This window comes from Paenibacillus sp. FSL E2-0201, assembly GCF_037963325.1.
Classification (GTDB): domain Bacteria; phylum Bacillota; class Bacilli; order Paenibacillales; family Paenibacillaceae; genus Paenibacillus_AQ.
The window spans coordinates 3,533,298-3,547,630 of the sequence record NZ_CP150154.1 but is presented as its reverse complement, the minus strand read 5'-3'; the positions used below and the strand labels follow the sequence as shown (position 1 = coordinate 3,547,630).

Below are 14,333 nucleotides of genomic sequence, written 5' to 3'. Positions count from 1 at the left end.
GAGAGATGTTGGATATAAGGGGGTTTGGAGGTGAATCAAATGACACTGCTGCGGAATCCAAAGCAAAGGAAACTACTCTTCAGCGCAGGCTTAAGCTGGATGTTCGACGCGATGGACGTCGGGATGATTTCTTTTGTTGTTGCGGCTTTAGCCAAGGATTGGAATTTGGGACCCGAGCAGATCGGCATATTGACAAGTATTAACTCCGTGGGCATGGCTGTGGGTGCCGCGGCGGCAGGGATATTAGCAGATCGTTTTGGACGTAAACCGATACTTCTGTGGACACTACTGATTTTCTCAGCCGCAAGTGGGTTGTCGGCTTTTGCAACAGGCTTTGGAATACTCTGTGTACTTAGATTTATCGCTGGATTTGGTCTAGGTGGGGAGCTGCCTGTCGCCTCAACATTAGTGTCTGAAAGTATGCCTGCCCGTGAGAGAGGCCGTGCGGTTGTGCTACTAGAGAGCTTTTGGGCGGTTGGATGGATCGCTTCTGCTTTAATTGCATTCTTCGTGATTCCTGATTATGGCTGGCGTGTAGCATTCGGTATTGGTGCTGTTCCCGCGCTATACGCTCTATACTTAAGACGTGCTATAGACGATTCACCGAAGTTTGCTGAGATCAAGAAGGCGCCTGTGTCCTTGAAAAAACGTATCACAACAGTATGGTCACCAGAGTATCGTCGTTCTACGATTATGCTGTGGATTTTATGGTTTACTGTAGTGTTTTCGTATTATGGGATGTTTCTATGGCTGCCTACAGTTATGGTACTTAAAGGCTTCAGCTTGGTTAAAAGCTTCGAATACATGCTTATCATGACGTTAGCTCAGCTGCCGGGTTACTTTACTGCCGCTTACTTCATCGAGAAGTTCGGACGTAAGTTTGTCCTGGTCATCTATATGCTGTTCACTGCCGTTAGTGCGGCATGGTTCGGAAATGCAACTACAGAAGGCATGCTGATGGCTGCTGGAATCTGCTTATCATTCTTTAATCTCGGAGCATGGGGTGGCATGTACGCTTATACACCAGAGTTGTACCCAACAACTATTCGTTCAACAGGCGCTGGTTTAGCGACTTCCTTTGGCCGGATTGGTGGCATCATCGCTCCTTTGTTAGTAGGGGTGCTAGTAGGTAAATCTATAGCGATTGGTTCGATCTTCATGTTATTTTTTGTAACGATTATTATCGGTGCGTTAGCGGTGCTCTTCCTAGGAAAAGAGACAAAGGGAACGGAGCTCCTGTAGAGGATAATTCTTCATTACATACTTGATGTTAATCTATCAACAATGCTAAAATTTAATAAGAACAAAACGGTTCCTTCACAGTTGTGAACAGGGCCGTTTTTTTTAACATATCAGAATCTATATATTTGAGGCCCCCGCAAAGTACCTGAGTATGCATCGAAGCTAAGCCACACCTTGTGGGGATATTTTTAAAATATTAGAAAGTATAATTTCCACTATACTTTAGGTCTAATATTTCTCGCATAAACGCGCACCGTCCTTATAAGGACGGTGAAGGCGTTTATGCTTGCATTAGTCCTTCTTTTATAAGAACGGAGCGATCGAACATGAGTAAGGATGGGAAGCAACCTCATTTCACGGAATTGGTCTGGGAAAGCACAGAGCACAATGTTCCTATTCCCCCACGAAATTCATCAGAACCAGCGCTGCCTAAGTTATCTTCTAAAGCATCATCTGAACCTTCTTTACAGCTGCAGCTTTGGGATACGGAGACTGACACCCCTGAGCCTGTGACAACAACGGAAGGTCAGTTTGTAACTAGAGCGAAGGAATTGGAACATAAGACCGAGGATTCGGCACTATTTGTTCCATTTAAGAGTTACTGGCCTACGTATGGTCATATGACAGGCACACAAAGTAGATGGTATTTTTATTGGCGAAATGAAGTTAGACAGGATAGATATCCGAAAACGGATCTTTCATATATTTTTCTGCATGTGTATGAGCTTATTAATGGTGTAGGCTGGGAAGACCCTTATGATGGCTATAGGCAGCTCAGTCAAATCTGGGAAGCTTATCGAGAAAATTATAAACGTCTGGATCAATATTTAGGTGGTTGGATCGCAGACTTCTCGTTTGTTCATCATTTGGATGTGCCTCTATCTTTAATCGTTGCTCGTTCACGCGGTCTTGCTGGAGATCTGGCAGAGCTAGAGTTAGAGAGATGTCTTACTGTATCTCCTGAGCAGTTAACCTTTACGGTATTAACAGCAATGTCGGATTACGATATTAGTAAGTCCAAGTTTTATATGGGGGAAGGTAAAGAAGCCCTCGAACGATTTATTCCACAGGTAGTGGCATTAATCAACGCTTATGTCAGCCGGAAACATGGATCAAATTTGGTTGAAATGTTCCCACCAGGCCCCTCAGTAATGCGGGAGCGTTATTTATTCCGTAGTGCCGTATATGATATTTCGCTATATGGTTATTCTGTACTTATACCGGTTGTGCGTATCAGTAAATCTCCACCGCTTCGCAGTTTGATTACAAGGCTATTCCGATTGACAGAGAATAAGTTACGGGAACTGATGGGATATCGAGGCAGGCTCAAAGGGGTTAACGTGGATGCGGATATGGATGACCTTATCACACGTTTTCTGAAGCGGGAGTTTGAGAAAGAGAAACAGGAAGACAAGGGTCCGGCAGTGGTCATTGATCGTGAGAAGCTTGAAAGGCTGCAGAGTGATTCCGAGATTGTACGAACCATGCTTACGGTTGAGGAAATGAATGAGCTGGAAGAATTTGAGGATAGCGATATCGAAATCATTAGTGAAGGACCGGAGCCAGAAAAAAATGAAAAAATAGATGAAAAAGAAAAAGAACAAATCATTGTACCGTTTGAGTCTCTTGAGCCTAAATTAGCTACTGAAAAAGTTCAATCAGCTAACGAAGGGACGGAGTGGGAACAGTTCGCTAATGCTTTAAGTTCACTCCAACACGAAGCTCTGCTTGCGTTAATGAACGAAGACCGAATTCATGCCATACAGAAGCTAGCGGCTGTAAACGGCACAATGTCAGAGCTCTTGATTGATGAGATCAACGACATCGCAATGGACATTCTAGGTGATTTGATCATAGATGGTGAAGAAATTGCAGAGGAATATAAAATTTATCTGCTTAATATTTAATGGGGTGAACTTTAGATGGACGTTTTGAAAATTCCTAAACGTATGACGACAGCGCTAGTTAATTCACTGACCGCCGGTGTGGTTCCACGTATCGGACTAGAACATATAGCCGTTGGTCGTCGGCCAGAGATTGAAGCAATCTTGAGAGATATGGACAATATCGCGGAGGGTGGAGCGGCCTTTAAGCTGATTACAGGCAAATTCGGTAGCGGTAAAAGCTTTCTTTTGCAGATGATCCGTAATTATGCGATGGATCGGGATTTTGTAGTGGCCGATGCGGATCTATCCCCTGAACGAAGATTAGTGGGAACGAAAGGACAAGGTCTTGCTACATATCGAGAGCTGATGAGTCATTTGTCTACCCGGACGCGTCCAGATGGAGGTGCTCTGGAGATTATTTTGCAAAAATGGATCATTACGCTTCAGCAGTCTGTGATGCAGGAGAATGAATACGGCCCTGATCACCCCCAGCTTGGTGATGAAGTTGAGAAACGGATCTATGCTGTAGCCTCCGAAATGCGCGGTTTAGTGCATGGATTTGATTTTTCCAAAGTACTGGCTTCTTATTGGAATGCACATAAGCTCGCTGACGATGAATTGAAGCAGGATTCCCTTCGCTGGCTAAGAGGTGAATTCGCTACTCGAACGGAAGCACGAAAAGCGCTCGGTGTTGGCGTAATCATTGATGATGATAATTGGTATGATTATATGAAGCTGTGGGCAGAATTCACTTCTGCTATTGGTTATAAGGGACTGTTGCTGTTTATAGACGAAGGTGTCAATCTCTACAAAATCACGAACAGCATCTCACGTCAGAGTAATTATGAGAAGCTGCTTACGATGTTCAACGATACGATGCAGGGCAAGGCAGAAAGCCTAGGGATTTTTATAGGGGGGACTCCGCAGTTTGTGGAGGATGGACGGCGTGGATTATTTAGTTATGAAGCGCTGCGTTCTAGATTAGTTGCAGGAAGATACGGTGCAGCAGGTCTGAATAATTTCACTGGACCTATTATTGCACTGGACATGCTCTCACACGAAGAAATCCTAATCCTTTTGCAAAAGCTTAGAGATATTCATGCGCTACATTATGGTTATGAAGCACAGTTAACACAGGAACAATTGGTTCATTTTATGGAAGAAGCTGTGGGCAGATTAGGGGCAGACGAGCTCCTGACACCGCGTGAAGTGGTACGTGATTTCATGGATCTACTTCACACTTTGCACCAGCATCCGGAGATTTCATTCGAGAAGCTAGTGGGCGAACGAACCTCCAAACCTGCTGATACTGAGCAAAATGAGTTAGATGGATTCCTCGCGGAGTTTGAATTATGAGTGATAATCCGTTTTATAGGCTGGCTCCCTTCATTAAAGAGTTTATTTATAAAAATCGCTGGGAGACGTTGCGTGAGACGCAGGTGGATGCCTGCCGAGTGCTGTTTGATACGCCGCATCACTTACTGATTGCTTCGGGTACTGCTTCAGGTAAGACTGAGGCGGCTTTTTTTCCAGCGCTTACTGAGTTATATGAACGTCCTTCCGGTTCGGTCGGTATTCTATATATTGCTCCCTTGAAAGCATTGATTAACGATCAATTTACAAGGCTGAACGATTTGCTTCGTGAAGGCAATATTCCGGTGTGGCACTGGCATGGGGATGTTCCGCAAGCCGATAAGACGAAACTGGTGCAGAATCCTTCCGGCGTGCTACAGATTACCCCTGAATCGCTTGAAGGACTATTGATGAACCGCCCGAATGCTATTCCGGCGCTGTTCCATGACTTGCGTTACATAGTCATTGATGAGGTGCATGCCTTTATGGGTGCTGATCGGGGGATTCAGGTTCTGAGTCAGCTGGCAAGAATCTCACGAATGGCGGGATGTCATCCGCGCAGAGTCGGTCTATCGGCTACGCTTAGCGACTATGCTTCGGTGACGGAGTGGCTGGCGGCAGGGACGCGGGAGAGCGTAGAGGTGTCCGCTCCACAAGGCGGGCGTAAGCTCCGTTTAAGTGTGGAGCATTTCTCTTTCCCGGATGCACGGGATGAAGTGCAGGCAGAGCATTTAGAACGCGCGAAGCAGTCTTACTACGATTTCATTTACGATCATACGCATCTTAAGAAAGCGTTGATCTTCACGAATAGCCGCTCGGATGCGGAGACGGCGACCCTTGAGCTGCGGAGAACGGCCGCGAAGCGTGGGGAACGGGATGTTTTTCACGTTCACCATGGCAGCATCTCCGCGATGCTCCGCGAAGAGACGGAAGCCGCGCTGCGGCAAGGCTCCGGACCTGCAGTTGCGGCAGCGACATTGACGCTGGAGCTGGGCATTGATCTAGGAGAGCTGGAGCGAGTGCTCCAGGTCGGCGCTCCCTATAGCTGCGCAAGCTTTGTGCAGCGACTCGGTCGCTCGGGCAGGCGCGGTGACGCCGCATCCGAGATGATCTTTGTCACGCCCGAGGAAGAGGATGAGGAAGCGCAGCTTCCGGCACGGATGCCTTGGACGCTGCTTCGAGCGATAGCGGTTATAGAGCTATATGTGCGCGAGAAGTGGGTTGAACCACTGGTGGTGCGCCAGCTGCCAGTTGGGCTGTTATACCATCAGACGATGAGCATATTGAAGAGTATGGGGGAGGCGGAGCCAGAGGATTTAAAGGAGGCTGTACTGAGCTTGCCTTCCTTCAATAGTATTGATCCCGCGGATTACGACATCTTCATGACTTATATGCTGGGCATGGGGCAAATCGAGAAGATGGATGAAGGCAGCTTGATTATTGGGATGGCGGGAGAAAAGATAGTGAACAATTTCCGCTTCTACGCAGTGTTCAAAGACGATGAGGAGCATGTTGTCTATAACGGAACTGAGGAGATTGGATCTATTACAACGGTACCACCGCCAGGGTATTGTTTTACTCTGGCAGGGAAGCTTTGGAAGGTAGAAGAGGTCGATAATCGCCATAAAGCTGTTTATGTAAAAACTTCACGCGGTAAGGTGGATACGCTGTGGCTTGGAGCGGGTGGAGATGTACATACACGTATCATGACCAAAATCCGCGAGGTCTTAGGGGCTACTGTTTTATATCCGTATTTAGCTCCGAGTGCGGCTGCGCGTCTTGAACGAGCCCGCCGTTTAGCGAAGGAGAGTGGATTGCTTGAACGCTCCGTTATGCCCGCAGGTGGAGATTCGATGTTTATTCTGCCATGGGCGGGTAGTCGGCAGTTCCGCACACTGGAGCGCCTTCTCAAGAACAATTTGAAGAGCTCACAGGGACTTCGATCTATCGTGCCGATGGAACCTTATTATATGGTGGTTGCAGGCAAAACAGATGCAGAAACGCTGGAAGCGGAAATCATTGCTGAAAGTATGGCTGCCTCAGATCCTTTATCATTGTTATCTCCAGATGAAGCACCCTACCTAGGTAAGTATGATGAGTTCATCCCACATGAATTGCTTCGCAAGGCTTTTTCCTTGGATGGACTAGATGTTCCTGGGCTGCTTGAAGTGCTAAAACAATGGCGGCAACCACAGTAAATATACTAAAGCATTTTAATTGAGACGCCCACTTATGTGGGCGTCTCTTTATGTTCAGACCCTCAGGGATATTTACCCTTCGCATCGATATAGACTTTCCTGCTATTCCAAAAGTTGTATAAAAATTTAGCGGACGGAGAATAGTACCAAAAAGATTCCTATTAAAGGATGATAACGATGTGGTCTAAAATAGTCTCTTATATTCCGGATTGGACAATTTTTATGCAGGCGGCGATCACGCTGCTCTTTCCAATAGGGGTGTATTACCTTTACAAGTACTTGTATTTCTATGTTGGAAGCGGACGCTCCAAGGAGTCAGGAGCTAACGCTCAGGATGCAGAGCCAAAGAAGACAGACAACGGGGAAGCAAATCAACAGCAACCTAAGACTACAGTGTTTACCCAAGATTACGATGCCGATCTAGCGGTGATAAGAACGGCATTGGAAGGAAACAGTGATGTACATTTCCGTGAATTTACAGTCAAAGGTATTCAGGCACGTGCCGCATTGGTCTATGTGGAGGGCATGCAGGATGAAGAACTAATCAATCAACAGGTGCTGCAAAATCTGATGTTCGCCGGTGAAATGCAGGCTTCAGAAGGAATATACACCTTCATGAAACAGAATATGCTCCCGCTGGCTCAGCTTAGTGATGCCAGAGATTTGGACCATCTACAGGAGTCTGTCCTGTTTGGATATACCGCACTGATTGTTGAAGGTATGGGAAAGATGCTTCTGGTTGGCTTTCCACATGGAGCAGTTCGCGCAATAACTGAGCCAACCTCGGAAGCTTTACTGCGGGGACCCCGGATTGGCTTTACCGAAGTGCTCAGTGAGAATACCTCTATGCTACGGCGTCAAGGTCTTAATAAGAATCTGGAAATGAAAAGGGTTGAAGTGGGTAGCGAAATCAAGAAGAGTCTAGTTATCGCTTATATGAAAAACATTGTAAATCCTGATCTGCTACAGGAAGTGAATGAACGGATCTCCAAAATTGATATGGATTTTATTCTGGAATCTGGCTATGTGGAGCAGTTAATCGAGGATGATTATTTAAGTCCGTTTCAGCAAACACAGAACACGGAAAGACCCGATCGAGTGATTGCCTCTTTATTAGAGGGGAGAATTGCAATTTTGCTGGACGGCACACCGTTTGCACTTATTGTTCCAGTGACGTTCAGTATGCTTTTACAGTCTCCCGAGGATTACTATGAGCGCTGGTTTCCAGGTACCCTTTTAAGGGTGTTACGGTTTTGCGCATCATTTCTGGCTCTGTTAGCCCCTGCGCTTTATATTTCCTTTATCTCCTTTCATCCGGGACTAATTCCTACTCAGCTGGCCATTTCCATAATTGAAGCACGCCAAGGTGTACCCTTTCCTGCTTTAATTGAAGTACTGATTCTGGAGATTTCTATTGAAATCTTACGTGAAGCTGGAATTCGTCTGCCGAAGCCCATAGGTCCGGCAATGGGAATTGTCGGAGGTCTGATCATTGGAGATGCCGCGGTACAGGCCGGTATTGTAAGTCCATTTCTAGTAATTGTCGTTGCAGTGACAGCGATCTCTTCGTTTTCCATACCGATGTACAGTGCTGGAATTACCCTCCGGATCTTACGATTCGCAGGCATGTTATTTGCAGCTGTCCTGGGCATGTACGGAACCATCCTGTTCTTCCTGCTGATTTGCAGTCATCTGACTCGCCTTTCAAGCTTCGGGGTGCCTTACATCACACCTATCTCGCCATTTCGGGTAAGTGACTGGAAGGATTTATTTATCCGTGCACCCTTGTCCATTATGAAGCGAAGACCGGAGATGCTGAAAACCCAGAAGAAAAATCGCAAATCCTAGAGAATGTATTCTTGCAGGAGCAGGGGGGAGACCACAGTGTTCAAACGTACGGATGACAAGATCACAACCTCGCAAGCTGCCATAGTATTGACCAATTCAATGCTGGGTGCCGGAATTTTGACTTTGCCAAGAGATCTTGTCAAGGCTGTACAGACTCCTGATGCCTGGGTTTCTGTGGTGCTGGGTGGTGTCGTCGTGTTTATGGTAATTATGGTTATGGTAAAGCTTAGTCAGCAATTCCCAGGAAAAACTGTCTTTCAGTATTCCAAAAAAATTGTTGGAAAGCTTCCTGGCAGTGTGCTGAGTTCACTGTTGATTCTGTACTTTATAGTCATTGCAGGCTTCGAAATCCGTGTACTGGCGGAAGTAACGTTGTTCTTTCTTCTGGAAGGGACTCCAATTTGGGCGATTGTGATGCCGTTCATCTGGGTAGGCACCTATTTGGTGTATGGGGGGATTAATTCCATTGCCCGTGTGTTTCAAATTGTGTTTCCGATCAGTATCTTTATCCTGATTATTTGTTTTATCTTAAGCTCCAGAATATTTGATATCCATCATTTACGCCCTTTTATGAGTGAAGGCCTGATGCCGGTCATTCGGGGGATGAAGTCGGGCATCCTGATCTTTACTGGATGTGAGGTTGTTATGATCATGACGGCCTTTATGGAGCATCCGCAGGAAGCGGTTAAAGGGATGATGGTCGGATTCTGTATCCCATTGGTACTGTATTTGGTAACTGTTGTGATGGTTATTGGAGGTCTGTCCATCAATTCTGTAATCACCAGTACCTGGCCTACGATAGATTTGGTACGAAGCTTGGAAATTTCAGGATTCTTTTTTGAACGATTTGAATTTCCTTTGTTAGTCATATGGCTGATGCAGATGTTCTGCAATTTTTGCAGTTTTTTCTTTAATGCGTCACTTGGAATTTCGCAAGTGTTTAATCTGAAGATCCATCCGGTTATGTTCGCCTTAATGCCTGTAATTTTCATCTGCACGATGATTCCTCAACGCATCAACGATGTCTTCAGTCTTGGTGAATCGATTGGCTATATGGGTGTGCTGATTTTTATGTTGTTGCCACTTTTATTGTCGATCGTATTACTAATCAGGAAGAAAGGACTCAAGCAGAATGTTTAGACAGAGGGTAATACACTTACTAATAATATTCATGATTCTGCTTACGCAGCCTGGTTGTTGGAGCAGTAAAGAAATTGAAGACCTGAGTGTTATTACAGGATTGGCGCTTGATAAGGGGGAACCTAGAACGCTCGAACGGGAATTTGAGGAGCGTGGAGGGAGCTACCCAAAGCATAATAAACTTACGGCAACCGTACAAATTGTGCCTGAAAGAACAATCGGGAACTCCGGTAAAGAAGGCGAAAAAACCAAAACCCATTTTTACAATATTTCAGAAACAGGGGATTCTCTGCTTGAACTATTCCGTCAGTTCTCCATTCGTAAAAACCGTCCGATTATAGGCCATCACCTTAAGGTTATCGTCATATCAGAGGATCTAGTGCAAAAGGCGAAGATCAGACAGTTAATGGATTTTGTACTCCGAGATAACGATATCCGTCCCAGCTGTCTCATATTTCTTAGCCAGGGGCTCGCGTCCGATTCGCTTATGACGACTGAGGAGGAGATTCCTTCCTTCCGGCTGGTGGAGATGGTCCGTAACAATTTCAGAACCAGTAAAGTTATGAAGGGCATAACGTTATCGAATCTAGATGCGCTGATGTACTCCAAGCAAAGCTTTGTGTTGCAGAACGTTATAGAGGCACAAGGGGAGATCAAATTTTCCGGAGCCGGTATTATCAAGGGAGATACAGGACATTGGATCGGAAATCTCGACCAAAATGATGTGGAGAGTATTGCCTGGATCAAGGGGGATATAAGAGGAGGGAGCCTCAAAGCATATGATCAGTCGAACGAGTCGATTACTTATGAGATTAAATCCGTTAAGAGCAAGATTACGCTGAAAGAGACCGATGATAAGAAAATATCATTTCATGTTGCAATTGAGTCCACTGGACGCCTAATTGAGAATTGGGATGTTGATGCGTATTCCTCGGAAGTTGATTATTTCAAAGAACTAGAGAAGATATTTGAAGAAAAATTAACCCAACAAATCAATGCTCTTATCAACAAAATGCAATCCACTTACAAAGTGGATGTAGCAGGATTCGGAGATTGGCTTAGCATTGAAAGGCCTCATGTCTGGAAACAGATTAAGGATCATTGGGACGAGGAATTTACTCGGATTCCAGTGACCTTTGATCTAAAGCTTAAGATTACCGATTTTGGTACAACATCTGATTGAACGAATTTCCAGATAGAATATCGAAAATAAGTTTAATCGAAGCGCCCGCATTAGCGGGTGTTTCGTTATGTTCGGACATATATTGTATTTTTCTAGAAAAAACAAACCATTTATCTTAAATTTGACACCTTGTTGAAAGCGCTTAACAGTACAATAATTAGCCTATAACGAAAACAGGGGGCGTCAAACAATGGTCAGCAAAAAAATGAAGGCAACTTCAACAATTGCGTTATCAGCAGCTTTGGTTTTAAGTATGGCAGCATGTGGAAATTCAAACAACAACGAGAGTAAAGGCGCTACAGAGTCGAAAGGGAATACAGCTACGAAAGCTCCAGATGCTGGAACTACAAAAACCGATAGCGGTAAGAAGGTCACGATTACGTTTCAAAATATTTACCCGGATCCAGCAACACCTTCTTATAAGATGCTTCATGAATTAGTTGACCAATATGAAAAAGAGAATCCTAATATTCACATCGAACTGGATACTTTAAATACGGACCAGCAAAAGGTCAAATTGAAAACACAAGCCGCTTCCAAAGAAATTCCTGATATTACGATTGTTAACCCGGCTGCACAAATGAAACCTTTCGTTGATGCTAAGCTGTTCGCTCCCCTGAATGACATGCTGGATCAAAATGGTCTGAAAGACACCTATCAATCCGGTCTGCTTGATTACTACAGCTTTGACGGCAATGTGTATGCACTGCCAGATGGTAATAACATCGAGGTAGTCTACTATAATAAAGAACTTTTCGAGCAAGCGGGAATCAAAGACACTCCTAAAACATTTGATGAATTACTCCAAGATGTAAAAACCTTGAAAGCAAAGGGCATTACGCCAATTGCGATCGGTGAAAAAGATTCCTGGACAGGTTCATTCTTGTTCATGAATATCCTGCTTCGCACTAATGGAGGACCTGGTTTCCTTCAAGATGTGCTGGATGGCAAAAAAACATTTGAAGATCCTGCTTTCGTAGAAGCTGTAGACCGGTTCCAAGACCTCGTGCAAGCAGGTGCATTCCCTGATGGAGCAACTTCCATTGATGCTAATGCAGGCGGTAATATCTTCAAATCCGGTAAAGCTGCTATGTGGGTTATCGGTTCATGGGAAACAGGCGCAATCGATGCTTCCTCAGTGGCTGGTAAAGCAGGAGCTTTCCAATTCCCAAGCGTTAATGGTAAAGGGGATCCAAATGAATTCATGCTCGCACCAGGTAGCGCCTTTGCGATTTCTGCGAACAGTGAACATTTACAAGAAACGAAAGATTTCTTGAATTTCTTCACTCTGAATCTTCCTAAAAAACAATTTGAACTTAAAAATGCTGTAGGGATTGGTCAAAAAGTGGATGGAGACCTGAAAGGTGCAGGATATTCGGATCTGGCGATCAACATTTCAGGATTGTTTAATCAGGTTAAAGGTGGCGACTTGGCCTTTGACAACACCATGAACCCAGCTACTGCACAAGTCCACCTCAGCAGTATCCAAAATCTTTTTGTTCAAAAAGTGGATTCCGCTCAAGTAGCTAAAGAACATCAAACCGCATTTGAAGCTAATAAATAAGAAGGTTTTGAAAACGCGATGCGAGGGTGCTTAAACGCTTCTTCGCATCGTGTTTACATTCTAGGGGGCGGAAATAATGAAGGTACTAAAGGTTCCAGCGCGCACAATCGCCGTCTTCGTGTTACCTTGCCTGCTTTTGTATGTGTGCTTGGTGTTTGCTCCTATCCTAGTATCCTTTTATACAGGATTGCTACAATGGGACGGAATTACGACTACGAAAACATTTGCTGGACTTGCTAATTTCAAAGAGATGTTTTTTCATGATCCAGTGTTTTGGCCATCCGTAAGGAGGACTTTGCTCTATGCGGTTGCTTCTATGGTGGAAATTCCATTTTGTTTGCTGATGGCTATTCTTCTAAATCGGTATGTGAGAAAAGGAAACACTTTAGTTTCTATTTACTTTACGCCGGTTATTTTGTCAGTGGTTATCATTGGGCAGCTCTGGAAAACGATCTATGATCCGGTCTCCATGGGAGGGATGTTGAACGGCGTTCTGATCTCACTTGGACTAGATAGCTGGACTCACAATTGGATCACAGAACCTAAAATTGCGATGTTCGCGCTCTATGCAGTATCTCTTTGGCAATATTTCGGCTACCATTTGCTGATTCAATATACCGGGGTTCAGAATATTCCGGATGAGCTGTATGAAGCGGCAAAGATTGATGGGGCTGACGGATTCAAAGCCGACCGATATATCACTTTTCCGTTGATTATTCCAATTTTTAAAATATCTATCGTACTCGCATTTATAGGGTCATTGCAGGCTTTTGATCTTGTTATGGTTATGACAGCCGGTGGACCAGCTCATGCTACAGATGTGATTTCCACACATATGTACAACAGTTCATTCCTATCTTTTAAATATGGATATGGCAGTGCGATCGCTTCATTCTTGGTTATTCTGTGTCTTGTGTTTACTGCTGGCATTAATACTATCTTTAATAAGCTCGAGAAAAAATTCAGTTAGCAAAGGAGTGCGCGATCATGCGGAATGTCAAGCATAAACGCCCAAAGCGTCCTTACAAGGACGGTAAGCGTTTAAGCGAGAAATATAAGAATAATGTATTCCGTGAAACTAATACGTTCTTATATTTTAAAAAAGGACTCGTGTATCTTCTCTTTGCGATTCCTGTCGTTACCCAGCTATATCCTCTTCTATGGCTAATGCTCTATTCCTTAAAGACTAATGAAGAGATTTTGGGAGGAAGTTTTTTCTCGTTTCCTAAAATATTTCAGTGGCATAACTATAGCGAAGCTTATAAAGCCGGTAGTTATCTAAAGTATTTATCCAACAGTGTTATAGTTACCGGTGTAACAATGATCTTCGTCATTCTGCTTAGCTCGATGGTAGCTTATGCGATCTCTCGCTTTCGTTGGCGTTACGGCAACTTGGTCATGACGATATTCTTAATGGGAATGATGATTCCCATGCAGGCCACTTTGCTGCCATTGATGATCATTTTCAAAAATATGCATATTCTAAATACGCATTTGTCGCTCATATTGCCTTATGTAGCTTTTTCAACGCCTATAGCAGTGTTTATTCTAAGTGGGTTTATGAAGAGTATTCCGCATGAAATCGAAGAATCGGCGTTTATCGATGGGGCAAGCGTATATCGGATCTTCCGCACGATTATTCTTCCGGTCTCTATACCGCCGGTCATGACAGTATGTATTCTAACGTTTATTAACATTTGGAATGAATATATCTTAGCGGCAACCTTCATTTCCTCCGAGAAATTGAAAACCTTGCCCTTTGGCGTCTACACGTTCGTTAGTCAGTATTCTGTAAACTATGGGAATATCGGTGCTTTTCTAGTTATGGGTGCGTTGCCCGTCATTTTAATCTATTTCTTCTTATCTAACCAGATCACAAAAGGAATGGTAGCAGGGGCAGTAAAAGGCTAATATTGTAT

10 protein-coding genes are annotated in these 14,333 nt (G+C 44.4%); all 10 read left to right on the top strand.

Going from position 1 to position 14,333, the window contains the following annotated elements:
* The first annotated feature begins 30 nt into the window (after positions 1–30).
* The 10 genes from NSU15_RS15955 to NSU15_RS15910 all read left to right on the top strand — a co-directional run bounded on the left by NSU15_RS15955 (position 31) and on the right by NSU15_RS15910 (position 14,325).
* On the top strand, positions 31–1,242 hold the full coding sequence (locus NSU15_RS15955; RefSeq protein WP_339286687.1) for an MFS transporter: 1,212 nt from the start codon (positions 31–33) through the stop codon (positions 1,240–1,242).
* A 326-nt stretch (positions 1,243–1,568) separates the two neighbouring features.
* Positions 1,569–3,149, top strand: a complete 1,581-nt coding sequence (locus tag NSU15_RS15950) for a TerB N-terminal domain-containing protein (protein ID WP_339286685.1) — start codon at positions 1,569–1,571, stop codon at positions 3,147–3,149.
* Positions 3,150–3,164: 15 nt separating this feature from the next.
* Complete coding sequence (locus NSU15_RS15945; protein WP_339286683.1) at positions 3,165–4,484, top strand: ATP-binding protein; 1,320 nt, start codon at positions 3,165–3,167, stop codon at positions 4,482–4,484.
* Positions 4,481–6,679, top strand: coding sequence for a DEAD/DEAH box helicase (locus tag NSU15_RS15940; protein ID WP_339286681.1), 2,199 nt, complete (start codon positions 4,481–4,483; stop codon positions 6,677–6,679). Before NSU15_RS15945 ends, NSU15_RS15940 begins: the two co-directional genes overlap by 4 nt.
* Positions 6,680–6,856: 177 nt before the next feature.
* Positions 6,857–8,527, top strand: a complete 1,671-nt coding sequence (locus tag NSU15_RS15935; protein WP_339286680.1) for a spore germination protein — start codon at positions 6,857–6,859, stop codon at positions 8,525–8,527.
* Positions 8,528–8,563: 36 nt separating this feature from the next.
* On the top strand, positions 8,564–9,667 hold the full coding sequence (locus NSU15_RS15930) for a GerAB/ArcD/ProY family transporter (protein ID WP_339286678.1): 1,104 nt from the start codon (positions 8,564–8,566) through the stop codon (positions 9,665–9,667).
* Complete coding sequence (locus NSU15_RS15925) at positions 9,660–10,850, top strand: Ger(x)C family spore germination protein (RefSeq protein ID WP_339286676.1); 1,191 nt, start codon at positions 9,660–9,662, stop codon at positions 10,848–10,850. The genes NSU15_RS15930 and NSU15_RS15925 overlap by 8 nt, the downstream gene beginning before the upstream one ends.
* Before the next feature lie 190 nt (positions 10,851–11,040).
* Positions 11,041–12,414, top strand: a complete 1,374-nt coding sequence (locus NSU15_RS15920; RefSeq protein WP_042128092.1) for an extracellular solute-binding protein — start codon at positions 11,041–11,043, stop codon at positions 12,412–12,414.
* Positions 12,415–12,490: 76 nt separating this feature from the next.
* Positions 12,491–13,384 carry a sugar ABC transporter permease gene (locus NSU15_RS15915; RefSeq protein WP_313637254.1) on the top strand — a complete coding sequence of 298 codons (894 nt, stop codon included), beginning with the start codon at positions 12,491–12,493 and terminating at the stop codon, positions 13,382–13,384.
* Positions 13,385–13,401: 17 nt separating this feature from the next.
* Positions 13,402–14,325: a carbohydrate ABC transporter permease gene (locus NSU15_RS15910; RefSeq protein WP_231573787.1), complete on the top strand. Its 924-nt coding sequence runs from the start codon at positions 13,402–13,404 to the stop codon at positions 14,323–14,325.
* Positions 14,326–14,333 lie beyond the last annotated feature (8 nt).